The organism is Vibrio sp. MMH1-50 (assembly GCF_022347645.1).
Lineage (GTDB): Bacteria > Pseudomonadota > Gammaproteobacteria > Enterobacterales > Vibrionaceae > Vibrio > Vibrio harveyi.
In genome coordinates, this window is the sequence record NZ_JAKRGG010000006.1 from 25,810 (window position 1) to 51,686 (window position 25,877).

22 protein-coding genes are annotated in these 25,877 nt (G+C 46.0%); 10 read left to right on the top strand and 12 right to left on the bottom strand.

Features of this window, described 5'->3' with window-relative positions:
- Nucleotides 1–14: 14 nt before the first annotated feature.
- Nucleotides 15–914, top strand: a complete 900-nt coding sequence (locus MHO32_RS06550) for a hypothetical protein (protein ID WP_239210972.1) — start codon at nt 15–17, stop codon at nt 912–914.
- 98 nt (nt 915–1,012) lie between these two features.
- On the opposite strand, the gene treC is transcribed toward MHO32_RS06550, so the two are convergent.
- The 4 genes from treC to gmhB form a co-directional block, all read right to left on the bottom strand.
- The gene (gene treC, locus MHO32_RS06555) at nt 1,013–2,698 is read right to left on the bottom strand and encodes an alpha,alpha-phosphotrehalase (RefSeq protein ID WP_239210973.1); all 1,686 of its coding nucleotides are present in this window, start codon (nt 2,696–2,698) and stop codon (nt 1,013–1,015) included.
- 93 nt (nt 2,699–2,791) lie between these two features.
- Complete coding sequence (gene treB, locus MHO32_RS06560) at nt 2,792–4,216, bottom strand: PTS trehalose transporter subunit IIBC (RefSeq protein ID WP_005440120.1); 1,425 nt, start codon at nt 4,214–4,216, stop codon at nt 2,792–2,794.
- Between the two features lie 175 nt (nt 4,217–4,391).
- Complete coding sequence (gene treR, locus MHO32_RS06565) at nt 4,392–5,339, bottom strand: trehalose operon repressor TreR (protein WP_239210974.1); 948 nt, start codon at nt 5,337–5,339, stop codon at nt 4,392–4,394.
- Between the two features lie 74 nt (nt 5,340–5,413).
- A complete protein-coding gene (gene gmhB / locus MHO32_RS06570) occupies nt 5,414–5,965 on the bottom strand; it encodes a D-glycero-beta-D-manno-heptose 1,7-bisphosphate 7-phosphatase (protein ID WP_005447547.1) in 552 nt (183 codons plus the stop codon).
- A 343-nt stretch (nt 5,966–6,308) separates the two neighbouring features.
- On the opposite strand from gmhB, the gene metN reads away from it, so the two are divergent.
- Genes metN through MHO32_RS06585 form a run of 3 tightly spaced genes read left to right on the top strand, consistent with a single transcriptional unit; the run spans nt 6,309 to nt 8,852 of the window.
- On the top strand, nt 6,309–7,343 hold the full coding sequence (gene metN / locus MHO32_RS06575; RefSeq protein WP_017188438.1) for a methionine ABC transporter ATP-binding protein MetN: 1,035 nt from the start codon (nt 6,309–6,311) through the stop codon (nt 7,341–7,343).
- Entirely contained in the window at nt 7,333–8,010 is a 678-nt protein-coding gene (locus MHO32_RS06580) for a methionine ABC transporter permease (protein ID WP_005432672.1), read from the top strand. The genes metN and MHO32_RS06580 overlap by 11 nt, the downstream gene beginning before the upstream one ends.
- A gap of 32 nt (nt 8,011–8,042) precedes the next feature.
- Nucleotides 8,043–8,852 carry a MetQ/NlpA family lipoprotein gene (locus MHO32_RS06585; RefSeq protein ID WP_005447551.1) on the top strand — a complete coding sequence of 270 codons (810 nt, stop codon included), beginning with the start codon at nt 8,043–8,045 and terminating at the stop codon, nt 8,850–8,852.
- A gap of 87 nt (nt 8,853–8,939) precedes the next feature.
- Here the strand turns inward: MHO32_RS06585 and MHO32_RS06590 are convergent, their stop codons facing one another.
- From MHO32_RS06590 to syd, 4 genes are all read right to left on the bottom strand, one after another.
- Nucleotides 8,940–10,130: a YibE/F family protein gene (locus MHO32_RS06590; RefSeq protein WP_239210975.1), complete on the bottom strand. Its 1,191-nt coding sequence runs from the start codon at nt 10,128–10,130 to the stop codon at nt 8,940–8,942.
- A gap of 91 nt (nt 10,131–10,221) precedes the next feature.
- Complete coding sequence (locus MHO32_RS06595; protein ID WP_239210976.1) at nt 10,222–12,417, bottom strand: bifunctional metallophosphatase/5'-nucleotidase; 2,196 nt, start codon at nt 12,415–12,417, stop codon at nt 10,222–10,224.
- 318 nt (nt 12,418–12,735) lie between these two features.
- Entirely contained in the window at nt 12,736–13,512 is a 777-nt protein-coding gene (locus tag MHO32_RS06600; RefSeq protein WP_114092044.1) for a Zn-ribbon-containing protein, read from the bottom strand.
- 2 nt (nt 13,513–13,514) lie between these two features.
- A complete protein-coding gene (gene syd / locus MHO32_RS06605) occupies nt 13,515–14,060 on the bottom strand; it encodes a SecY-interacting protein (RefSeq protein ID WP_005447560.1) in 546 nt (181 codons plus the stop codon).
- Nucleotides 14,061–14,167: 107 nt separating this feature from the next.
- Between syd and queF the strand changes: the two genes are divergently transcribed.
- The 6 genes from queF to MHO32_RS06635 all read left to right on the top strand — a co-directional run bounded on the left by queF (nt 14,168) and on the right by MHO32_RS06635 (nt 22,489).
- Complete coding sequence (gene queF, locus MHO32_RS06610; RefSeq protein ID WP_005447565.1) at nt 14,168–15,013, top strand: NADPH-dependent 7-cyano-7-deazaguanine reductase QueF; 846 nt, start codon at nt 14,168–14,170, stop codon at nt 15,011–15,013.
- 148 nt (nt 15,014–15,161) lie between these two features.
- Nucleotides 15,162–17,444, top strand: a complete 2,283-nt coding sequence (locus MHO32_RS06615; RefSeq protein ID WP_239210977.1) for a tetratricopeptide repeat protein — start codon at nt 15,162–15,164, stop codon at nt 17,442–17,444.
- A 98-nt stretch (nt 17,445–17,542) separates the two neighbouring features.
- Nucleotides 17,543–19,108, top strand: coding sequence for a GGDEF domain-containing protein (locus tag MHO32_RS06620; RefSeq protein ID WP_005447568.1), 1,566 nt, complete (start codon nt 17,543–17,545; stop codon nt 19,106–19,108).
- Nucleotides 19,109–19,325: 217 nt separating this feature from the next.
- Entirely contained in the window at nt 19,326–20,702 is a 1,377-nt protein-coding gene (gene ppnN, locus MHO32_RS06625; RefSeq protein WP_005447570.1) for a nucleotide 5'-monophosphate nucleosidase PpnN, read from the top strand.
- Nucleotides 20,703–20,760: 58 nt separating this feature from the next.
- Nucleotides 20,761–21,543: a flap endonuclease Xni gene (xni, locus tag MHO32_RS06630; protein ID WP_005447572.1), complete on the top strand. Its 783-nt coding sequence runs from the start codon at nt 20,761–20,763 to the stop codon at nt 21,541–21,543.
- A 193-nt stretch (nt 21,544–21,736) separates the two neighbouring features.
- Nucleotides 21,737–22,489 (top strand): DNA/RNA non-specific endonuclease, encoded by a 753-nt coding sequence (locus MHO32_RS06635; protein ID WP_009697728.1) that lies wholly within the window; start codon nt 21,737–21,739, stop codon nt 22,487–22,489.
- A gap of 87 nt (nt 22,490–22,576) precedes the next feature.
- On the opposite strand, the gene rlmM is transcribed toward MHO32_RS06635, so the two are convergent.
- Genes rlmM through MHO32_RS06655 form a run of 4 tightly spaced genes read right to left on the bottom strand, consistent with a single transcriptional unit; the run spans nt 22,577 to nt 25,577 of the window.
- On the bottom strand, nt 22,577–23,668 hold the full coding sequence (rlmM, locus tag MHO32_RS06640; protein ID WP_005447575.1) for a 23S rRNA (cytidine(2498)-2'-O)-methyltransferase RlmM: 1,092 nt from the start codon (nt 23,666–23,668) through the stop codon (nt 22,577–22,579).
- The gene (locus MHO32_RS06645; protein ID WP_005447577.1) at nt 23,665–24,063 is read right to left on the bottom strand and encodes a DUF423 domain-containing protein; all 399 of its coding nucleotides are present in this window, start codon (nt 24,061–24,063) and stop codon (nt 23,665–23,667) included. The genes rlmM and MHO32_RS06645 overlap by 4 nt, the downstream gene beginning before the upstream one ends.
- A complete protein-coding gene (locus tag MHO32_RS06650) occupies nt 24,053–24,676 on the bottom strand; it encodes an alpha/beta fold hydrolase (RefSeq protein ID WP_239210978.1) in 624 nt (207 codons plus the stop codon). Before MHO32_RS06650 ends, MHO32_RS06645 begins: the two co-directional genes overlap by 11 nt.
- Nucleotides 24,657–25,577: a transcriptional regulator GcvA gene (locus MHO32_RS06655; RefSeq protein WP_009697724.1), complete on the bottom strand. Its 921-nt coding sequence runs from the start codon at nt 25,575–25,577 to the stop codon at nt 24,657–24,659. The genes MHO32_RS06650 and MHO32_RS06655 overlap by 20 nt, the downstream gene beginning before the upstream one ends.
- Nucleotides 25,578–25,877 lie beyond the last annotated feature (300 nt).

Here is a 25,877-nt window from a genome sequence, read left to right on the forward strand (position 1 = left end):
AGGAATGTAAACTCATGCTTAAAAAAATGACACTTCTCACAGCAGCTACGATCGCACTTTACGGCTGTGGAGGGGGCGGTTCTTCTTCTGGTTCTACAAGCGAAAGCAAAGGTCCACAATCAAGCTTCGACTACCCAATCCAAAACTCATCTTTCAAACCTGAAGCAAGTACAAAGCTTCACTACGTCACTTCTGCTGACGGTCAACAGGGCGAACCTATAACGATAAGCTTTGAGCCAATGGCTGTTCAAAAGCTCATCGACCGACTACGCGACACCCAGCAAGATGACCCTTTTATTCCCGTTATCCAACTTCTGGAAAACAACGGCATTACACAGTTCTACCTAGACAGTAGCGAGCAAGAAGGTAATACCATTTACTTCGCTGGTATTGACGGTGCGCTGCATGAAGTTACCGACCTTTATCTCATTGACTCTCTATCCAACGTCATGATGATGAACAGCAGTCCTCTATTTCGGTTAGAGGGGTCAACGGTGAAAGAGAAGGATCCAAACATTAATATCAGCAAACATCTTGTATCTGTAATCGTAGATTTGCCAGGAGAGCAAGTGAAACGCATGCTTGATTCCTTTGATGATAATCCTTGGGTAAACGCGTTAGCTGATAACGCTCAGTGTAAAACCACTTGGAGCCAACAAGTTGGGGAAACAGGTGCCCGTAAGACGTTTAATGTCTCCGGTAAATCGGTTGAAGCGGCATACCTAACCGAGAAAAATACTTATAACCTTGTATGTGACGGTATGGAATTGATCGATTCAAAAGAGTTTGAGAGTTCTGCTGAACGCTGGTTTAACCCAACTCTAGGATTCATTGAGCAAGTAGAACTGCTAAAGAGTGAACAGATTCAAGTGAGAGAAACGAAAGTAACTTTGAATAAGATCGAAAAAGCTTAATTCAGCCATCAAATCTTATTTAGATAAAAAGCAAAGGCTTTGGGGAGCACTCCAAAGCCTTTTGTTTAGGACCGAAATCCTTAGGGGAAGCTTAATTTTTACTCTTCAATCAGCAAGATGCGAGTTTCGTAAGGACGCAATACCTGATGACTAGAAGCAATCGCGCTGGTCGCATTTTGATAGTTGGAAAGCAGGTTCTTGGCTTTACTCATATCAAAACGATCTGGTAGTACGCACTCCACTTCTTCACCGTAGTAGTTGTTGATACATAGCAGCGTTTGCTTATCGTTCTGACGTGCGTAAGCAAAAATACGTTTGTGCTCTGGCAGCAAGTCCTCGTAACGACCATCAGTGATTACTTGAACCTGTTTACGCAGTTCAATCAGACGTTTGTAGAAGTAGAACACCGAGTTCAAATCAGCAATCGCCGCTTCCGCGTTGATTGCAGAATAGTTCTGAGCCACCTCTAGCCACGGCGTGCCTTCAGTAAAACCCGCATGTTTCGCGCTGTTCCATTGCATTGGGGTACGTGAATTATCACGCGACTTCTGCGCCAAAATCGCCATCATATCGTCGTGAGATACACCATCGCGATTAACCATGATTTCGTACATGTTAGTGCTTTCAACATCGCGATATTGGCTGATTTCGGTGTAGCCCGGGTTGGTCATGCCGATCTCTTCACCTTGATAAACATAAGGTGTGCCTTGCATCATGTGTACCGATGCCGCAAGCATTTTGGCAGATTCAACACGGTATTGTTCGTCGTTACCTAATCGGCTCACAACGCGTGGTTGGTCGTGGTTACACCAAAATAGCGCGCCCCACCCTTTGCCATTTAAGCCAGTTTGCCAATGGTTGAAGATCTGTTTCAGTTGGATGAAATCAAACGGCGCTTTCGTCCACTTATCACCATTTGGGTAATCAACTTTTAGGTGGTGGAAGTTGAACACCATTGATAGCTCTTTACCATCTTGCGCTGAATACTGCTGACAATGCTCTAGCGTGGTGGAAGACATTTCACCCACCGTCACGCTGCCATATTTTTGGAACACGGCTTCACTAATCTCTTGAAGGTATTCATGTACACGAGGACCGTCAGTGTAGAAACGGCGACCATCACCAATATCATCACTTGGGAAATCTTGCTGCTTGGAAATCAGGTTGATAACGTCAAGACGGAAACCATCGACACCTTTTTCTGCCCAGAAGCTGATGACTTCTTTCACTTCTTCACGCACTACCGGGTTTTCCCAGTTTAGGTCCGCTTGCTCTTTAGCAAAAAGGTGCAAATAGTACTGACCCGTTTTTTCATCCAACGCCCAAGCGTTGCCACCAAACTTAGATTGCCAGTTGTTTGGCTCTGCGCCATCAACCGGATCTTTCCAGATGTAGTAATCACGGTATGGGCTGTTTTTATCACCCAATGCCGATTGGAACCATTTGTGTTCTGTCGAAGTATGATTCACCACGATATCCATGATGATTCGAATACCCAGCTGGTGAGCCTCAGCCAACAGGGTATCGAAATCTTGCATAGTGCCGAAATCTGGGTTGATCGCATAGTAATCGGAAATGTCATAACCGTTGTCGATCATTGGTGATTGATAAACCGGCGTCAGCCAAATCGCATCCACACCAAGGTGTTTTAGATAATCCAGCTTAGAAATGATCCCTTTAATATCGCCCGTGCCTTTACTTCCACTGTCACAAAAGCTTTTTGGGTAAATTTGGTAGATGGTTGCGGTTTTCCACCAGCTCTCATCATGCTTGGTCATTGCCATTTCTAACGCTCACTTACCATTAAACGGAAACTTAAAAATCTTAAAAAAATAGAGGAGATAAACGAGGCAGCCAAATCGCGGCCTCAGTTTGAATTACGCGTTAGCGGTTTCTAACTCGCCTTTCATCTGTGCGCGCTTATACAACACAAGCGTCAGCGCTACTGGGACGACAATCGCCACCAACATCGCCAGAGCAAATACGCCCCAGAACTGCGGTTGGATAGACAAGATGCCCGGCAAACCGCCCACACCGATGCCGTTCGCCATCACACCTGCACTACCACAGATAGCAGCGGCAATCGCACTACCGATCATCGCGCTCAGCATTGGGAATTTGTATTTCAAGTTGATGCCGTACATCGCTGGCTCAGTCACACCAAGGTAAGCAGAGATAGCCGCAGGCACCGAGATATCACGCTCACCGTGTTTTTTACTGATGATAATGATGCCGACTACTGCAGACGCTTGAGCAATATTTGAAAGTGCAATCAAAGGCCAAATTGGCGTGCCACCTAGCTCTTGCATCAGTTGAAGATCAACCGCGTTGGTGGTGTGGTGAATACCGGTAATTACCAATGGCGCATATAGGAAACCGAAGATGGTTGAGCCAATCATTGCGAAGTCACCCGTCATGGCTGCTTTTGCTGCGAAAGCAACGCCGTCACCCAACATACGACCAAATGGACCAATGATAGAGTGCGCAAGAATCACAGACACGATGATAGAAACAAACGGCACGACCACTAGGTAGAGGTAAGAAGGAATGATGCGTTTTAAGTTGGTTTCAATAAACGCCAGAGCCATACCAGCAAGCATCGCTGGAATCACTTGCGCTTGATAGCCTACTTTCTCGATGGCGAATAAGCCAAAGTCCCATACTTCAGGCACTTGCTTACCAATTAAATAGGCATTCATTAACTGTGGCGAAACCAGCGTCACGCCCAATGTGATACCCAGAATCGGAGTACCGCCAAGCTTTTTCACTGTCGACCAACACACGCCCACCGGTAGGAAGAAGAAGATCGCCTCACCAATTAGCCATAGGAAAGAGTGTACCGTTGCCCAAAACTGGCTGATTTCCGTTAGCGTTTGACCATCAAACATCTTGATGTCGCCAATCACGTTACGGAAACCAAGAATCAAACCACCGGTGATGATCGCTGGTAGCAGTGGTACAAAGATTTCAGCAAGGTGGGAAATACCACGCTCAACGATGTTCATATTTTGACGAGCAGCGTTCTTAGATTCATCTTTGCTCGATTCACTTTTGCCGCTAAGCTCGATCAGTACTTTGTAAACCTCATCAACTTCAGTGCCGATAACGACCTGAAATTGACCGGCATTGGTAAAGCAGCCCTTCACCATAGGCAGTGCATCTAACTGTTTTGTATCGGCTTTGTCAGTGTCATTCAACACGAAACGCAAGCGAGTTAAGCAGTGGCTTACACTGGCAATATTGTCCGATCCCCCGACCAGCTCAATAAGACGCTGTACATCTTGACGCGCAATCTTACTCATAACTTTGTCCACCCTGTATTGGATACATTCAATTCATCGTTTTATTTTTATAATGGGAACATTCCCATTTGATGATTTTAATAGTGCCATCTCGCATTCAAAAACAAAATGGGAACAGTCCCATAAATTGAGAATGATCACAGTATAATTTTAGAGCAGATCATCGAAAGGAGGATTAATGACGGATAGGTTGCTGGGTAAAATGCACCACAGACTCATCACCATTTAATTGATTTATCAGCATGTTAGCGGCTTTTTCACCAGCATGAGCGTAGCCTGGATCCACGCTAAAGACCTTCGGGAAGAGAAAAGAAAGCAATTCGTTACCACCGACACCGGTAACCACCACATCTTCACGTCCCACTTCTTGCAGACGTTTAATCACACCTAGAGCGATGGTATCACTGGCACAAACAATGGCTTGTGTATCGGATTGAAGAACGTGATCCACCAGCTGATACGCACTTTCGTGGCTAAGCTTGCCAGTTTTAAAACATGGTTCGATGCGCTTTTTCTCACACCAAGCTTGGTAAGCATTTAGGCGAGCGAGACCTGTAGTGCGGTCTTCTGGATCAACACCAATGTAGGCAATACGAGAAATAGATTGTTGTTCCAGGTGGGAGAGCGCCATATCGATAACGCCTTGGTTGTCGTAGTTGATCGAGGAAACCATTTGTGTGTCCATCGCGATCACGACAATGCGATTGCCCCACTCCGCTAACGCTTGCTCATCACATCCAGTAAAGCCAAACACGATCACCCCATCGACATTGCGACGTTTAAGCACATCCAAATGCTCATTGGTTTTATCACGATCGAACTGGCTCTCCATGATCACGACATCGTATCCGGCTGAGTACAAAGCGTTGAGCATGGTCCCAACAGCGCGGTTTTCTGATGGTGAATCCAGACGAGAGATGATCACACCGATCACCTTTTGGCTGCCGCCACGCATCGACTGAGCCGATTTTGAGGGCACATAACCTGATTCACGAATGATTTGCTCTACCTTCTCACGCGTTTGCGGTTTTACCTTGGGATCATTGGTAAGCACACGACTGACCGTCGACTTGCCTACGCCAGCCAGTTTCGCGATATCAAGAATGGTGAGTTTTTTGCTCATAAGTGTTCAGACTAAAAGAAGGAATCAAACAAAAGGGAAGCAGCGGCTTCCCTTATCTCAGTCAGTAATGAAGATTACTTGTTTAGGTACGCAGGCACGTCTGCAATGCTATCTAATACTACCGTTGCAATCGCTTCGCCTTGTTCTGTTACTGGCTTACCAGTGCGAACCAAAATCTTAGTGCCAACGCCTGCCGCTTCTGCTGCCATCATGTCTTCGGCTTTGTCGCCGATCATCACAGATTTCTCCATGTCGATCTTCAAGAAGTCACGCGCAGAAATAAACATACCTGGTTTTGGCTTACGACAATCACAATCTTGCTTGTACTCGCCAATGCCATGCTCCGGATGATGCGGGCAGTAGTAGATGCCGTCGAACTCAACGCCATTATCAGCGAAGTTCCAGTCCATCCATTGAGTCAGAGACAAGAAACGGTCTTCGCTGAATTTACCACGTGCAATGCCAGATTGATTGGTCACAAGCACCAGCAGGTAGCCTTTATCTTTCAGCGCTTTTGTCGCTTCAAAGACACCGTCAATGTACTCAAAATCATGTTCGTCATGAACGTAGCCGTGGTCAACGTTGATCACGCCGTCACGGTCGATAAAAACAGCAGGTTTTGCCAAAACGTATTTCTCTATTTACTCGGTTTTATCAGATTATTACATACCTTATAAGCACTCACACTATCTAATTGGTGTGAGTGGGCGACAAAACAGTTGATTTGTCGCCCGAGAATCGGTAAATCTTGAGTATCCCTCTTATATATGCCCTTCCGCCAAACATTCTCTGTTTTCCTTTCCCAACAGAACATCCATACATTTAGACGTCTAGACGTAAAAATATCTATTGACTTAATACTACTTAACCCATAGCATCAACTGAGAATTGAGATAGAGTTCAAAATTTACTCCTGTTAAAAGCCGTTTTTAACAGCGAAGTTCCCAGTATCTCTTTGCAGGTTGAAACATGATAGAAATAAAAAACGTCAATAAAGTGTTCTACCAAGGCAGTAAGGAAATTCTTGCCCTTAAGGACATTAATCTAGATATCGCGAAGGGCACCATCTTCGGTGTTATTGGCTCATCGGGCGCGGGTAAAAGTACCCTAATCCGCTGTGTGAACATGCTGGAAGCCCCGACATCGGGTTCCATCATCGTAGATGGCGTTGATCTAACCAAATTAAGCAAAAAGCAATTGGGAGAAACTCGCCGTAACATCGGGATGATCTTCCAACACTTTAACCTGCTGTCGTCTCGCACCGTTTTCGACAATGTCGCACTCCCTCTTGAGCTAGCAGGCAAAGACAAAGCACAAATCACAACAAAAGTGACTGAGCTACTTAAACTCGTTGGTCTTTCAGACAAGCATGAAAGCTACCCAGCAAACCTAAGTGGTGGTCAGAAGCAACGCGTGGCGATTGCTCGTGCACTGGCATCAGACCCTAGCGTTCTGCTGTGTGACGAAGCAACCAGTGCGCTGGATCCAGCAACGACTCAGTCCATCTTAGAACTACTAAAAGAAATCAACCGCAAGCTCGAAATCACCATTCTTCTGATCACTCACGAAATGGAAGTGGTTAAGAGCATCTGTCACGAAGTGGCGATCATCGGTGATGGTGAGCTAGTGGAAAAAGGCACCGTTGGTGAAATCTTCGCGCATCCGAAGACTGCACTGGCGCATGAGTTCATTCGCTCTACTTTGGATCTTTCTATCCCAGAAGATTACCAAGCACGCTTACAAACTACGCGCGTAGAAAGCAGCTACCCATTGATTCGCTTAGAATTTACTGGCGCAACCGTGGATGCCCCTCTGATGACGCAGATCGCTCGTAAGTACAACATCGACGTGAGCATTCTAAGCTCTGATCTGGATTACGCTGGCGGCGTGAAGTTCGGCATGATGGTCGCAGAGCTGTTTGGTAACGAAGAAGACGATAACGCAGCGATTGAGTTCCTGCGTGAGCACAACGTGAAAGTAGAGGTACTTGGCTATGTCCTTTAATACGATTTCTGAATGGCTGAGCCTAAACAGCAACCTACTTTTGGGCGCAACATGGGAAACCCTATACATGGTTGCGGTTGCTGGCATCGTTGGTTTTGCTGTTGGTATTCCACTAGGCGTAATTTTGCACACCACTAAAAAAGGTGGCTTGCTGGAGAACACTAAACTTAATCGCGTGCTTGGCGCCATCGTTAACATTGGTCGCTCGGTTCCTTTCCTAGTGCTGATGGTTGCGATTATTCCAGTAACCAAACTGTTGGTTGGCACCTTTATCGGTACAACAGCAGCGATTGTTCCTTTGACTATCGGTGCAATCCCATTTGTGGCGCGTCTCATTGAAGGTGCACTGCTGGAAGTACCATCAGGTTTGGTTGAGGCTGCACAATCTATGGGCGCAACACCAACACAAATCATCACAAAAGTTCTGCTTCCTGAAGCAATGCCGACTATTGTTAACTCAGTAACGATTACCCTAGTAACACTTGTAAGCTACTCAGCAATGGCGGGTACGGTAGGCGGCGGCGGTCTTGGTGACGTAGCTATCCGTTATGGCTTCCACCGTTACGACGTAGTCATCATGGCAGTAACGGTCGTGATGCTGATTGTTCTAGTACAAATTATTCAGTCTATCGGTGATGCAATCGTACGCCGTGTAGACCACAGATAAGAATTGAAAATACCAATTATAAGGAGATAACGATGAAATTTAGCCTTAAGAGTCTTTTGACTGTTGCAACTGCCGCTTCTGCACTGGTTCTTGCTGGTTGTGGTGACAAAGAAGTTGACGTGAACAAAGTAAAAGTTGGCGTAATGGCAGGTGCTGAAGCTCAAGTTGCGGAAGTTGCAGCAAAAGTTGCTAAAGAGAAATATAACCTGGATGTTGAGTTGGTTACCTTTACCGATTACGTAACACCAAACGCAGCACTAGATGATGGCTCAATCGACGCAAACGCGTTCCAACACAAGCCATACCTAGATCAGCAAGTAAAAGATCGTGGCTACAAGCTAGTAACTGCAGGCAACTCTTTCGTATACCCTATCGCTGGTTACTCTAAGCAAGTGAAATCAGTGGATGAAATCGAAGATGGTGCTCGCATCGCGGTTCCAAACGATCCAACTAACCTAGGTCGTTCTCTTCTACTTCTTGAGCAACAAGGTCTGATCGAACTGCGCGATGGCGTTGGTCTCCTGGCAACAGTACGTGACATCGTAGGTAACCCGAAAAACATCACTATCGTTGAACTAGACGCAGCACAGCTTCCACGTTCTCTTGATGACGTTGCGGTTTCTATCATCAACACAACTTACGCAAGTTCAATTGACCTAACACCTGAGCGTGACGGTATCTTCGTAGAAGACAAAGAGTCTCCATACGTAAACCTTATCGTTGCTCGTGAAGACAACGTTCAAGCAGCTAACGTACAAAACTTCGTGAAAGCATACCAAACAGATGAAGTTTACGAAGCAGCGAAAGACATCTTCAAAGGTGGTGTAGTGAAAGGTTGGTAATCCCCTCTTTCTACAACACTTGAAACTTAAAAAGGGCGCTCATCGGAGCGCCCTTTTTGCATTTGTTTTCATTGCGGTTTTATATCGCTAGAACAGCTGAACTTCGTCTTGCTCAAGCTTCTTTTGCTCCTGTTCTTGCTGCGTATCCACTTGCGGATGTTTAAACACATAAGGCGCTAAAAACGCAGTAAACGGGATAGTAAGCACAATGCCTACACTGCCCGCTAACGCATTCACCACTGCAAGTCCCACCAGCGGCATATTCATAAACTGGCTCGCTGGCATGTTAAGACCCCACACCATCATGATAGTCGTCAATGAGCCACCAGCAAACGCCAAAATCAAGGTGTTAGTCATGGTGCCCATGATGTCTCGACCAATGTTCATCGACGCTCTAACCAACTGCTTTGGTTTGAGTTTCGGGTCGGTTTGTTGCAGCTCCGCATACGCCGATGCAATCGAAATCGCAACGTCCATAACAGCGCCAAGTGCAGCAACGACAATCGTCACGAACATCAACCAACGGATGCCCATCTTTACCGACGTTAGGTAAATCACGTCTTCGCCCTTGTCGAGGTAAATGCCCGACAAGTGCGCCATTTCACCGAACCACTGCGCCATTACACCCGCGGCGATCACACCCAATAATGTGCCGCCCATGGCACATAAACTCTTACGGTTATAGCCAGAGACGAGAATAAAGCTGACTACAATGATCACCACCATCAATAAGATGCTGACCAACATCGGATTCCAACCCGCAAAAATACTCGGCACCAACACGCCAACGATCAATGCCGCAGTAAAATAGAGCGCGACCATGGAATTGATGCCCTCTTTCTTGCCAAAGCTCAGTAACAGCGCACAGAACAGCACAAGCATCAGGTAAATCGCGTCTGAGCGTTTGTGGTTATACGCCCAATAAACGGTGCCATTGGTGGTTTCGCGGATCATCATAATGAAAGTATCGCCTTCACCAACGTACACATTGTGCTGGCGACTAAGAGGGTTGGTGACTTCCACCTCTAAACCTTTGCTCTCTCCCTCAAGGATTTTTGCCATGAAGACTTGCTTACCAGTCATCACATCCGGCACAAGCGGATCAGGCGCAACATGGTTTGAAATCGAACGAGTGACGGTCGCTTCAACAAACTCTTGTTGCTGACGAGATTTAGGACGGAAATCTTCACTCCACGACGACGAAAACTGAAAGATAAGCGTGGAAATAAGGGTAATCAGTAGGGTAAAACCCCATCGGTTATAAATTCTTTTGATCATGAAGCGCTCTTCTACATCACTCACTCAAACAGTCTTTACCTCAAGCGAGTAAAATTAGGCGCGGTAATACTTACCGCGCCCATATGCAGGATTAATGAGTTGGGTTACAACCTGCGACTTTCTCATCAAGCGTCGCCGCGTCTTTGTTAGGATTATCAACATAACTAGACGAATCATTGATGTTCACAGACTTAACAATTGCAGGGTATTTTGGGTTTTCCAAATCAATCGAGACACAGATTTCCATGTTCTTCAATTGATCCCACAGCGCCTTGCCTTTACCTTCTCTTAGTGTCGTAATTTCACCACTTGGCAGGTATTGCGTGAACGACCAGTTACCAACGTTGCCATTAAAATCTGCCACGTTGATGCCTTTGTTCTTCTCAACATAAGCCGTCAACATATCGCGGATTGCGTATACCGGCTCATTCACTGAGTCGTAGAACACGTCATCTTTGCTCGCCCAACCAAACTTCTGGATTTGCGAACCAAAGCGGTAGCTGTTCATTGCCACTTTGTAAGTTGCATTAGGATCGAACTGTTCACCGCCAATGCTAATGATGTTGACGCGGCTGCCTTCATTCGTCACTGTATTGTTTTCATCCAACTCAAGAGACGGCTTACTCAGATCCACAGTAAATTCGATATCACCATCAAATTGGTCGTATAGGTAAGCAGGAGCGCCTTTCTTGAACGAAACGGTAATGTCACCCGGTTGGTATTGGTTGAAGTAAGAGTAAGACCATTCGATGAAGCGTTTTAGGTTGGCACCTGTCATCTCCACACCAAGCAAGGTGTTGTCGTATTTATACAAGTTAGTCGACTTACCTTTGGTGTACACTTCGTTGTCTATTAAGTTAGATTGATCAGAGAACAGAGATGCTGCAGAGACTATCGCGCCGTTACCTTTACCCATCGCCGCTTCGATTTGCTGTATTTGGATTTGGTTAATCACATCCATCAATGGTGTATCAACCACTTTCGCAAGGTGAATCGTCGAGTACAGACGCTCTGCGGTGTAGTTGTAATCCGTCGCGGTCGCTTCATCTGGGAAGCCTGTTGCGCTTGGTGTGAAGTTGCCCGTTACACGACCAAGCTCGCGCGTCGCGTCTTCAACCGAAATATCATGCACGTATTGGAATTTCGCTTGTAGAGCCTGCTCTTCTTTGACCTTCTTCGTGCCGATGTTGGTTAACGTGGTATCTTCCATTGTCCACTTACCATCGACTTTCTTCAGTTGAATCTCAGCTTTGGCAAGGTAAGCACCCCACTTACCTGGCTCAATGATTTTCACGCTTTGTGCTCGGTTATCTTGAGTGTATTCGCCAGACTTGGCTTTATCTTCAATCAACGTATTTTCGCCGCCGATTTCTGATGTTGATTTGCTGATTGGTGTGACTGTGCCGTCCGCATTCACTTGCTCGATGTAGTTCGCGTGTTCGTGACCCGCTAGAATAACGTCGAATTTATCCGCCATTGCAGACGCAATTTCATAAACGCCCACACCACCGTCTTCTTGGCGACCAAGGTGAAGCGCACCCACGATCACATCTGGATTGTACTTAGACACCAGTTGATCAACCGCTTCTTTGGTTGCGTCCAATTCGTTCTCAAACTTCAAACCTTTGAAGTGATCCGGAGCTGAGGCTTCCCAGTTCGGCACGTTCGATGGCGTTAGACCAACGATCGCCACTTTCACACCTTCCACTTCAAACATTTGGAACGCGCGAATGTAGTTCACATCGTTACTTTCCCACTTGATGTTAGAAGACAGGACCGCACCATTAAAATGATCGAGGTTGCGATCGACAAACGAACGCTCAAAGTTAAATTCATGGTTGCCTGGTACCCAAACATCAAAGCCAAGAGAGTTCATGCTCTCAACCACAGGGTGAGTTGGGTCATCGTTGAATAACTGCGCGGAGTTGCCCTGAACCGTATCACCGATATCAATCAGGATCATATTTGGATGTGCCGCTTTTTGGCCAGCAAGCAAGGTTGCGATGCGGGTAATACCAGCGTCATCGTCTACGGCATTTAGCGCATAGTCAAAACCAAACAAGCGACCATGTAAATCCGATGTCGCCGCGATAGCAATAGTGACTTCGTCAGCTTGCGTTGCTTCACCTTTGACGACGACGTCAGGTGTGTTAGTTAGCGTTTTACCCTCTGCGACCACTGGACTGTAATCTGATGGTACCTCTACGTATTTGGTTTCATCATCGTTACAACCAGCCATCAAGCCGACAACTGCAATACAGATTAGGCTTCGTTTAAATAAAGTCATCTCAATTCCTTCCAGATTATTTTTTTATATATATTTTCGGAAGGGGCCCTCTTCCCAAAACCTCAAAAAGGATATGGATATTATTTGAAATTTTTGAGAAGCAAACGTTTCAATGCTTATAAACCATGCAACTAAGTTACATTTTTCTTTGAACATGAACAAAGATCACAATCAAGGGGATGAGAGAAATGGTCAATGAAAATGCTTTTCGAATCAATGTATTGATAAAATAAATAATAAAAAATTTTACCAATCAACCCTGATTCATTTATAGCGATAGAAAAAAGCTGGCATAGACGCCAGCTTTTTAAAAATAGACTACTTGATGTGATCCCAAGAGATATTGGAGACAATTCGGCAATCGTCACACTTAAAGTAGAAGATGTCGTGTAGCGGTTCGTCTAGTAACCAGTCACCACCACATTTGGGACACTTGCGCGCTTTTTCCGCTTCCAGTGACTCACCACCAACTCGGTATTGGTAGTAATAAGTCGGGATCTTGGTGATGTATTCAATACGACCACGCAAATCCCAACCTCGACGGAACAGCACACTGTCAGCGTCGCAAATTTCATGCAGCGCAGCGTGTTCAGCACGACAGCCACCTGCCATTTGGATTTCATCACACGCTTGCCATTCGGTTTGCCATTTCACCACCGCTTTGTGGTCACCATTCAACGTAGCACCATTACGGTAAAGCGGAATTGGTAACAGTGTCTCGCCGCTGCGCAGTGGAGAACAAGTATGAACGTACGTGGTGTACAGCACTTGCCAGCTAGGCGTCTCTTCTTCCGCCGCTTCTTCTGAGTTCAAATCACGACCCAACATGCGCATTTTCGGCGCAAGCAACGAGGCTTCCGACAAACGATTCATGCACACTTTGACGAAATCAGAATGGTAACGAGGGTGCAAACTGTTTTGCTCTGGGCAAACCACGCGAACATAAAACTCGCCATCACCCATCACGATAGGAAACTCACGACCAAGCACCTGACCGTTGTAGCGCAATGCGTCCATCAGACCATTAATCGCTTTATCAACCGCGCTTACGGTAGTGTTATCAAAACACTCAAACTGCAACTCAACAACGTACATGCTTACACTGCAGCCTCTAGTTTGCTTAGAAACTCGGTGAGCGTCTCAGCCAGTACGTCGCGTTTGTCTGAGCCTAAGCGCTCAAGAATCACATTACCGGTTAAGTTACAGATAGAAATAACATCCAACTCTGCATCTGTCGCTGCGATAAATACCGTCGGCTTTAGTTTTAGACGGCGCTGAGTGACTAGATGACCAAGAATATTTTCTTGCAGACGAGTAAAGTCATCATCACTCCATACTTGCAGCAACGTCAGTTCGTTACCTTGCCAAGTTGCGTCCATATCAGCGCTGTACTGAGAACCGTAAAAGGTTTTGATGTCTTCATGCAGCGTCAGCTCAATTGCGTTCTCAACGTTAGTGAAATCCGCCATTTCTTCACGTGGGAATGCTTTCCACAATACGGCCCCGTCGCGTTTCTCTTCTACACATGGAGAAACAAGATCAGCAAGCTCTTCACTGCGTGGCAGTTCGTTATGCTCGTCTTGCCAAGCTTGTTGGTAGCGCAGGCTAAAGTCCTGTAGAGCCTGAGTAACGGTTTGGGTCATGAAGGTCTCCTGGTTAGTTTTTATCAGGTCGCGGTGTCTGCCGGATGGCAATTAATCAGCGGATTCAGTAAAATTCTCGCCATTCTAATCGAAAATGACCACAAAGTATGAGCAAATATTCTGACGCTAAAGAGCTTGCTGGCCTAACTCTGGGTAAAAAGACCGAGTACGCAAATCAATACGACGCAAGCTTGCTGCAACCTGTACCTCGCAGCCTAAACCGTGATGACCTTGAACTTGGCGACAGCCTACCGTTTATGGGTCACGATATTTGGACGCTGTACGAGCTATCTTGGCTAAACAGTAAAGGCTTGCCTCAAGTTGCCGTTGGCGAAGTCTACATCCCAGCAACCAGCGCAAACTTAATTGAGTCAAAGTCGTTCAAGTTGTACCTAAACAGCTACAACCAAACGCGTTTTGCTACTTGGGAAGAAGTCACTGAGCGTTTAGCGCAAGATTTATCAGCATGCGCTGGCGAGAAAGTACTTGTGGAAGTGAATCCAGTTAGTCACTACACCAACCAACCTATTGTCACGATGGAAGGTGAATGCATTGACGATCAAGACATCGAAATCACTAGCTACGACTTTGATGCAGCGCTTCTAGACGGCGCTGCAGGTAACGAGCAAGTGGAAGAAGTACTTCACAGCCATTTACTAAAATCAAACTGTTTGATCACCAACCAGCCAGATTGGGGCAGCGTAGAAATTCGCTACCAAGGCGCTAAGCTTGATCGTGAGAAGCTGCTTCGCTACTTAGTTTCATTCCGTGAACACAATGAGTTCCACGAGCAATGTGTTGAACGTATCTTCACTGACTTGATGAAGTACTGCCAACCAACGAAACTAACCGTATTCGCACGTTACACGCGTCGTGGTGGTTTGGATATCAACCCTTACCGCTCAACGGAACAAGACAAGCCAGCGCACAATAATCGCATGGCTCGTCAATAATCTGAGTACTTAATCAAAAGCGAATGAGCTAAATACTCAACACTCATTGCTTAAATACTCAAAAACGCCCAGCTATCTGTTGGATTGCTGGGCGTTTTTCTCTAATATTGTTTATTCAAAAACGACACAGTTCGAGGGAACGAAAAGGATGTTTTGGGACAGTTCGCGTCTATTAAGGCTGATTGGCTTTCTTTGCTTATTGTTAGCACAGCCACTTCACGCGACCATTTTATCTTCCGCTTTGCTCAATGAAGCTCAGCAATTGGCTGAGATCGAACCTTCACAAGCAAAACAAGCGGCCAAAAACTACCTTTTGCAACGCGAGCTGATTGAACGCCAAGAGAATGGCAGCCCTTCCGCGATGTCTCGTGAAGAGACCGACCGCAGTATCCGCACCCCGAGCAGCACGATTGAGGCGCACAAAATCATTGCACAAGCCGATTATGCAATGGGCAACATTCGCTCTGCCATCAACAACCTTGATGAAGCAGAACGTCTAGCCAAAGAATACCAATTGCCGTACATGAATTTGGATGTGCAACTGATGCGCAACCAAATGATTTGGATGTACGACAAAAACTACACCGCAGCAGAACAAAAACTCGACCAGATCGAAAAGCAGATTGAAGAAGCAAATCCGGTTTTACAGCGTACCGACAGCGTTCGTTACCGCTTAGTGATGCAACGAGCCTTGCTCGCAGCAAACAGCGGTGACTCCGTAAACGCTGAGCGTTTGTATGCTAAAGCTAAAACCATGTTGGAAGACAATCGCTCAGACCTGACTCTGATTGACTACCACACAGCGGTAGGCGAATTTTACCTCAACAACAAGAAATACAACCTTGCGCTTTCAGAACTGCTTTACGGTTACTGGCAATCTATCGAGAGCGACAGTGGAGCCAGACTAGCGAAGGTAAACCGTCTATTAGCTCGACTATTCCAAGAGCGCCGCGTTTACGACAAAGCAATTGAATACCTCTCTCAGGCGGCAGACTTTTACGACAGTTACCCAAGCTCCCCAATTTTGGCTGACGTGCTAGAACAGATGGGCGATATCTACTTCTACCAAGGTAAGTTTAACCTCGCGCTAGTGCATTACTTCAATGTACTTGATCACGACAGCACCAGTAAGAATATCAACCGCATCATTAAAATACGTTTGAGCCTAGCTGCCACTTACCTTCAGCTTTACAACTATGCGTTAGCAGAGCAGTACCTAGACCGTTCCAAAGACTTATTGGAATACGCTGATTTACCTCAGCTAGAAGCCAAAGCTGCACTGCTTAAATCAGGTCTGGCATACCATCAAAATGACAGTAAAGATGTGATCGTCAATGCCAAGAGAGCGCTAGACCTGATAGAGAAAGCACCAGAAGATACGGGCTTCATTAAACAGCAAAGCTATCGCTTACTGGGTTTGGGGTATGAGCAAGCTGGCGAATACCAGTTATCCCTTCAAGCGTACAAAAAATACATCAGCCTAGTGCGCCTAGAGCAAAAGCAGCTTAACCAAATCAGTGAAGATGCCTTCCGCCAACAAAAAGAGTTTGCTGAGCAAAGCATCCACTATGTAGGTCAGGCAGACAAGCTAGCTCAAGTTGAAATGGAGCATCGTAAATTCCAAAAGATCTCGTTCGCACTGTTTATTACCGTTTTGGTGATGTTCTTATTCATCATGCGTCGTGGTGTTATCAACCAACGTCAAACAGCTGAGATTGAAAAGCTGCGTAATGATCTGTTCACTCACTCTCGCTCACGCCTGCGTAACTTACGTATGCTCAACGTCAAGCTATCGCGTTCATTGAAGAAGTCGAGCGACACATTCGAACAATGGCAAATGGGTGAACTTATCCACGAGCCGTTGAATGACCGCTTACGCTTTGTGATGATCGATTTGCCATTCTTGCGCAGCATGTACGTTCAACATGGTTACAAAGCTGGCTTAGAGTTAGAACGTGCATTTGGTGAGTTCCTAGCAGAACGCATTCAGAAGCCAACACGTTTGTACCATTTCTCAGATGCAAACTTGTTGTACATTGAGCCAAATGCCGATCGCGATGCCTCCGCAGAAGCCACCTTTGATAAATTCCAAGGCTGGGTGGACGAGTTCGCAGCACAGCACAACGTCAATCGCATCATTCGTATGGGCATCAGTGATTACCCATTCTTGCCGCGTGCTTACACCGCGATTAACGATGAAGAACTGCTCGATCTACTATTGCTTGCGACACACATTGCACGTGAAGTTAGTTTGAAAGATAAGCACAGTCATTGGGTATTCTTAAAGGCCATTGATAATGCACCTGCCGCGAGCTTTGCAACCGGTGACATAAGGACAGCTTGCCAACATGCCATCAATCAAGGGCTAATAAAGATTCATTCTTCGTACAAGAATGAGGACGACATCAAAAAAATATTAAAAAACGGATAATTAAACAACGGTTGAGCGTGATCAGTGATGACGCTATAAAGTTTTTTGTTATTATCAAATAATCGTCAGTAGTACATGGACTTAACCGTAGTCACTTCATGGGAATCTTGGAATCCGATATTCAGTCGCAGCTTCATCAGCTGAGTTGTCAACTTGACCAACTCAGGCTGACTCATCGTGATACTTCGCTCAAATTTCAACGTGAGCAGCAAGTTCTTAAGCGAGTTGTGGCATCATTGTCTTCTGCTTGTCAGGGTTCAAACTCTCAAGTATCCAACTACCTGCGCGAAATTCAGCAAGAGCTTGAACATCATAAAGATGTAAGTACGCTGATCCCTCGCTTAGCAGTGCTAGAAAGAATGCTCAAACAGCAATCTAAGACGATGGAAAAACAAAACGGTTATCTCGACGAACAAATCAAACACAGTGGTGAAACGCTTCAACGTATCACCGGCTTGCCTGCGCAGTTAAAACGTGAATTGCGTAACCTGATGAGCTTCTCGGAAGTCCATGCTGGTAAGAAAGTCGATCAAGCCACTAAGCTACTGAGCATCTACGAGCGCGCACTCAAGATAATCACCTCTAATTCACGCCTTAACCTAGGCGAGCTAGAACACGGTCCTGATAAGTCACAACTGGAATGCCTTGCAAGCGATCTACAACACACCATCACGGAACTCGATTTTGAAGGTGAGTCTGGCGATCAACTGTTGGATATTCGCGCTAAGTTACTTTTAGGTGTCAATGCTGAATCTCTGATTGAATTAACGCTACACACATTAAAACTGGTCGTGGAAGCGACCAAGTACGAGCGTAAATCATCAGAACAGTTCCTAGAACAGTTAAACACGTCACTGTCTAGCAATCTCAAAACCGTTCATCAGAATGTTGACCAGCACCAAACTTACTTTGAGCATCGTCAAGAGCTGAACGCTGAGATGACCACTTTGGTTGAACGCAGCCAAGAGTCTCTTGAGCAAGCTCAAGACTTAGACGAGTTAAAAGGCGAAGTTTCGCCACTGCTGGCAAAAATGGCATCACTGACTGAGCGCTTGAGAATGACAGAAGAGCGTGAGCAAGCACTTCAAGAACGCCTAAGCTACAGCAAAAATCAATTGGAAGCAGTGTTCGAAACGACACAAGATTACCGTCGCCGCTTGGAAGACCAAGCTCAGCGTATGCTGCTTGATCCTCTTACAAAGGTCTACAATCGCACGGCTTTTAACGATCGTTTAGAGCTCGAATATCGTCGTTGGATTCGCTCACAGCAAAACTTGCGCGTGGTGCTGTTTGACGTGGATAACTTCAAAGCGGTTAATGATAGCTACGGTTACACAGCTGGTGACAAGGCGCTAAAAATCATTGCCCGCACGATGAACAAGCGGATTGCAGATACGGAAACCGTAGCGCGTTTTGGTGGTGAAGAGTTCATCTTGCTGATCCCGGAACAATCAGAAGAATACACGCTTGAATTGATGAAAAACATTCAACGTGACATCAGCAAATTACCATTCAAGTTCCGTGAACAAAACATCATGATCACCTTAACTGCGGTTTCTACATCATTTAAAGAAGCAGACAACCCAGAATACGTCCTCGACCGTCTTGGTAACATGCTAAAAGACGCCAAACAGCGTGGTAACAACCAAGTCAACTGGAACTAAAAAGCGTTCAAAAAACAATCAAACGAACACTTTTTACGTGCTGTTTTGTCATATTGCCTCAAATTTTCAACGAGTTATCACGTTTCTCCTCTTCCAGTCTGCTAAGCTGTTTAAACGCTATAAACAAAGTCTGCCAACCACTGAGTAGAACGACACGTATAAGCTAAGTAGGTGAGTTGGTTTCTTCCCTCAAAGAAAGCACTAGCAAGGAGGCCTTATGATTACCCATATAAGCCCCGCAGGTAGCATGGATTTGCTATCACAACTGGAAGTTGAACGTCTTAAGAAAACCGCATCAAGTGAGCTTTACCAGCTCTATCGCAATTGTACGCTCGCGGTCCTCAACTCTGGTAGCCATACCGACAACTCAAAAGAGCTGTTAGATAAATACCTATCGTTTGATGTGAACGTAGTTCGACGCGAACGCGGCATCAAGCTTGAGCTTGCCAACCCGCCAGAACATGCGTTCGTTGACGGAGAGATCATCAAGGGCATTCAAGAGCACTTATTCTCTGTTTTACGTGACATCGTGTACGTAAACATGCATTTGGCGGACAACCAACGTCTTAACCTCACCAATGCCACGCACATCACCAACCTTGTATTTGGCATCTTGCGTAATGCTGGTACGTTGACGCCCGGCATTGAGCCGAACCTTGTGGTTTGTTGGGGTGGTCACTCAATCAACGCGACAGAGTACCAATACACTCGCGAAGTGGGTAACGAGTTGGGTCTACGTGAACTGAACATCTGTACGGGCTGTGGTCCTGGTGCGATGGAAGGTCCAATGAAAGGCGCAGCGATTGGTCACGCCAAACAGCGTTATACCGAGCAGCGTTACCTTGGCTTGACAGAGCCTTCAATCATTGCGGCTGAGCCACCAAACCCAATCGTGAACGAGTTGGTGATCATGCCAGACATCGAGAAACGTCTCGAAGCCTTTGTTCGCATGGCGCACGGCATCGTTATCTTCCCTGGCGGTCCGGGTACCGCCGAAGAGTTGCTGTACATCTTGGGTATCATGATGCACCCAGAAAATGCCGACCAACCAATGCCTATCGTACTTACAGGTCCTAAAGAGAGTGAAGCCTACTTCCGCTCAATCGATGCCTTTATTGCCGATACATTGGGCGAAGAAGGTCAGAAGCACTACCAAATCGTGATCGATGATCCGGCAGAAGTTGCCCGTATTATGAAACGCTCAATGGACGAGGTTCGTCAGCATCGTAAAGAAAAAGGCGACGCGTACAGCTTTAACTGGTCGCTAAAAATTGAGCCAGAGTTCCAACTTCCGTTTGAACCAACTCATGATGCGATGGCAAGCCTAGATTTGCATTTGAACCAACAGCCTCAAGTTCTGGCTGCAAGCCTGCGCCAAGCCTTCTCAGGTATTGTTGCTGGTAACGTTAAAGCGGAAGGGATTCGAGAAATCGAACGCAAAGGTCCGTTTACCATCAATGGCGATCCAGTCTTGATGAAAAAACTCGACAAGCTGTTGAAAGACTTCGTAGAGCAGCACCGCATGAAACTGCCGGGTGGCACTGCGTATGAACCATGCTACCGTATTGCCCATCGAGAAAATGGTGGTCGATAGATAACTCAGCTTTCGTTACACTAGGGGCATTCCGCCCCTTTTTTATTGCTAAGTCATTATGTCTATTCATCTTGTTATCATTGATGCCCTAAACCTGATCCGCCGCGTGCACTCAGCGCAACCCGATCCAACTGACATAGCAAGAACCATCACAACGACAGGCAGAACGCTGACTCGCATCCTATCTGAGGCACAACCTACGCACATCATCGCGGTATTCGATCACCACGAGCAAGACCGAGGTTGGCGCGCGGAAATCCTTCCAGACTACAAACAAAACCGCAAACCTATGCCAGAGCCCCTGATGCAAGGTTTAGACGCAATTCAACAAGCGTGGTGGGAGCAAGGCATCGACTCACTGCTATCTGAAGGTGATGAAGCGGATGACTTAGTTGCAACCCTCGCCACTAAAGTCGCAAGTCACGGAGAGAAAGTCACCATCGTCTCCACCGACAAAGGTTATTGCCAATTGTTGTCCCCAACTTTGCAAATCCGAGACTACTTCCAACATCGTTGGTTGGATGAGCCGTTTATCGAAAAAGAGTTTGGCGTGAAACCCACTCAGCTTGCCGACTACTGGGGTTTAACAGGGATTAGCTCAAGCCAAGTACCGGGTGTACCCGGTGTTGGTCCAAAAGCCGCTAAGGAAATTCTCACTCAGTTTGAGGACATTGAAGCGGCATACGCAAGTGAAGAGCTGGTACCGAAATATCGTAAGAAGCTGGATGAACACATTGAATCTGCACGTCTATGCAAACGAGTAGCAGCGTTGAAATGCGACATCGAGCTCGGCTTTAACCTGCAAGACATTCGCTTTACCGGACCAAATAAAGCCGAGTAAGTGCATCTCTTTTACGCTGCTAGTTTTGGGTTAGACAACACGTTTATAAAATCTGTTGTGTAACCCTTTACATTCACAGCAATGATATTTACCTCATCATTAACCTACAAGATACTGATTAGTTTATAAGCTAATTCACAGTCTTAGTGAGTAATTTCATTATTTTCAAATCTCCCAATAACGGAGAAAAATAATGAAAAACATCATCTTAGTATCTTTAGTCACGCTCCTATCCTTCCCTACTCTTGCTGAAACTTGCGGTCAACACCTTGATAAAGGTATGCCTTCAACCAACAGCGATCAGTTCCTCTGCCGAGATGGCTATGCGGTTGGGTACAACTACGACACCAAAAACGCAGACTGGGTTGCTTACCACATTACCGCTGAAAGCGTGAATATCACCAACAAACGCAGTAACTCCTTCAAAGAAGACACTGAAATGCCGGATTACGCGCGCTCTACCCTAGCGGACTACAAAGGCTCAGGTTACGACAGAGGACACCTTGCGCCATCAGCGACAATGGACTTCACCCGAGAGTCAATGAAGCAAAGCTTTTTGATGAGCAACATGTCGCCTCAACTTCCGGGGTTTAACCGAGTTGGTTGGCGCGTTCTAGAAGAACATGTTCGTGATCTCGCCAATGAATACAACGAACTTTATGTGGTGACTGGACCGATTTACCAAGGCAACGAAGGAACAATCGGTAATGGTGTGGTGATCCCGAGTGCGTTTTACAAAGTCATTCTTGATCCAAGCTTTGATGAAGCCATTGCGTTCATTGTCCCGCATCGTGATGTTTCAAGCTCTGAGTTAGCTAACTTTATTACCACCATTGACGAAGTTGAACGTCAAACTGGATTAGACTTTTTTGCTCAAACGCCAGATAGCATCGAAGACAACATGGAATCAGTAAAATGGGAAGAGATGTGGCCTACCAGCAACTAAGTAATGGTCATGGTTCTTAAACCGCAATAAAAAAGCGCCTGCATTAGGCGCTTTTTTGAAAATGTTCAACCACATAGAAACGATAGCTTAGTGTGGTGAGATATTAGACAGACATTGAATGTGAATCGTGATCTCTTCGCGGTCATGGTATAGGTGCTTCGCTTGCAGCTTGAATTTCACCTTGTTCTCAATCAGGAACATTTTTAGGTTTTCAAGATCTTGCAGCACTTCATCGTAACGACCTTTCATTGGAAGCTTAAGGTTGAAAATCGCTTCTTTCGCCCAACCTTTTAGCAGCCATTGCCCCATAAGGTGCGCAACGCGTGCTGGCTTCTCAACCATGTCACATACAATCCAAGTAACGTTCTTACGGTCTGGTTCAAATTTAAAGCCATCTACCATGTGGTGTTTAATTTGACCCGTTTCCATTAGGCTATCCGCCATCATGCCGTTATCCACACAGTGAACAAACATCGAACGTTTCACCAATTGGTAAGTCCAACCGCCCGGACAAGCACCTAGGTCGACACCCCACATGCCTGGAGCCAAACGCTCATCCCATTCCTCACGCGGAATGAAGACGTGGAATGCTTCTTCTAATTTCAGCGTAGAGCGGCTTGGTGCATCTGAAGGGAACTTAAGGCGAGGAATACCCATGAAGAACTGCGAGTTGTTGCCTGGGTATGAGTAACCCACGTAACAATGACCCGGAGCCACAAAGCAAATATGCAGTACTGGCTTCTTCGCGTTGTCTTTGTTCCACATCAGACCTTTACCACGCATCGCCTGACGCATTGGTACCGTGAACTTGCGGCAAAACTTCAATAACTCTTTCGCTTCGTTAGTATCGGGAGTTTCAATACGCAGATCGCCACAACGTGGGAATGCTTCGATTTCAGACAATTCAGCAAGAATTGGGCTGATACGGTCATCGCTTGGTAGCGCTTCAAACTCGGCTGCCACAGCAAACATCTGACGTGCAAAAATCAGTGCGCTAAAATCTAAGCCTTTTGCTAGCTTATCTGCGTCTCCATCTTGGTAACATTCGAAGACAACATAACCTGAGTTTTTCTTCACACGAGGGAAGCCATACACTTCCAATTGTGTTGCTTTGTCCTGAATTTCACCAGCACACTCTTTCTCAAAGCCAGAACGGCAATAGAGCATTAGTTGTTTCACTTGGAGACCTCTTTGATATTAAACGCAGCAAAAAAGAACAGACACCAACCGATCATGAACAAGAATCCTCCCATAGGAGTAATTGGTCCAAACCACTTAATGCCCGTCAGCGCCAGCGCGTAAAGACTGCCGCTAAAACAAAAGATGCCGATGATAAAGCAAATCGCCGCGATGAAAAAATACTTTTGTGCTTTTTGTCCCAAATTGAGCAACAGCAAAATCGCACAAAATGCGATAGCCAAAGTATGGATGAACTGATACAAAACGCCGGTTTCAAAGACGCCCAGTAAATAAGGCGATAACTTTGCTTTCAAACCATGTGCAGCAAATGCACCTAGCGCCACTGATGTTAAGCCAGAAAGACCAGTAAATGAGAGTAACCACTTACTTTTCACAGGACACCTCTTTAATAAATGTCGCTAACTGCTCCACTGTTGAAGCAATGTTACCTGCCTCTGTATAGCCAGAGCTCTTGCGTGGCTTAAAGCTGTGGTCACCGTCTGGCAGAAAGCTCACTGTGACCTGCTCTGATAATGCAAAGCCTTCGAACTCTTCGCGCTTGCCGAATGTATCGCGCTCACCTTGCAGGATTAAAGTTGGCTTTTCGATACTCGCTAAATGCTCGCCTTTGTATTTCTCTGGTTTACCGGGAGGATGAAAAGGGAAACCTAAACAGGCAACACCCGCCACCAGCGCATTATCGGCGAGTAAGCTCGACATACGCCCCCCCATCGACTTACCGCCAATCACAATAGGTTGAGAAGTAAAGTGAGCGATCACTTCTTCATAAGCTTCAAGAAGTTTTGGCGCACGATCTGGCGGACGCCTCTTGCCATCTTCCGCTCGCTTAACCATGTAAGGGAAGTTAAAACGCACCACGCGTATACCCTGCTCAACTAATCCTTTGGCGACGGCTGTCATGAAATCGTGTTCCATGCCTGCCCCTGCGCCGTGAGCAAAAATAAACAGCGGTCCGTTTTCAGGTCCCTCAGCTATCCAATGGCTCATCCAATACTTCCTCTTGTTCTTTTCTTGCGGTTGCCAACATCCAGTCCCTAAACGTCGCGATACGTCCCATATCCGCTTGCTGTTCGTGACACACCACATAGAAGGCATTCTTCGACACCAATACCTCATCAAATGGCGCGATTAAGCGTCCCGCTTCCATTTCAGGTTTGGCTAGCACGTTGTTACCTAGAGCGACACCTTGCCCGTGCGCAGCAGCTTGAAGCACCATGGTCGAGTGGCTGAAAATAGGACCATGGTTCACATTGATGCCTTCGATATTCTGCTGGCGAGCGAACTGCTTCCAATCTTTACGAGAGGTATCATGTAACAAGGTATGTAATTTAAGGTCACTTAGAGATTCTAATGGTTTGTTACCTAAAAGTAACGAAGGTGAACAAAGTGGGATCAAAAACTCTTGGTAGAGTTTATCGGCACGCAAACCAGGCCAGTTACCACGACCATAATAGATAGCTACATCAACATCATCAGTCAGTGAACCTTCGTCCATATCAACCGCTTTAATACGCACATCGATGTCCGGTTCTTGGGCATTAAAATCCGCCAAGCGAGGTACCAGCCATTGGATTGCAAAACTTGGTGGCAAACTGATGGTCAACGCACCTTTTTCACTACGTTCCAATACCTTATCGGTCGCTTCTGAAATCGAAGTGAAGATATCTTTGATGTCTAGAAAGTAACTTTGCCCCTCTTCCGTTAGCAACAAAGAGCGGTTGCGACGACGGAAAAGTTTCAAAGATAAGAACTCTTCTAACGCTTTAATTTGGTGGCTCACTGCCGCTTGAGTAACAAACAACTCTTCAGCAGCACGGGTAAAACTGAGATGGCGAGCAGCCGCTTCAAAAACGCGAAGTGAATTCAACGGAGGCAATCTGCGAGACATTATGGGACCTCAAGTAGGATTAGTTTTTTTTATCTGAAACATTATAAAATGTCCGTTGCCGAACAGCCAGATAAATTCTATATTTCATCCCGCAACACGAGCCTGAACGGCTTGATTCCTTTTGTGAATCAATTGGCTTCGTTGTTGCGATGTTGTGTTTGCAAACTCGTATTTCGAGTTAGGTAGATTTCTACCATATGTTTTGTCCACACTCCCTGTGACAAAACAGATACTTCCTGTATTTATTTTGACCTGTCTGTCAAATTTCTTGCACCGCCTTATTAGGCGGTGTTTTTTTAT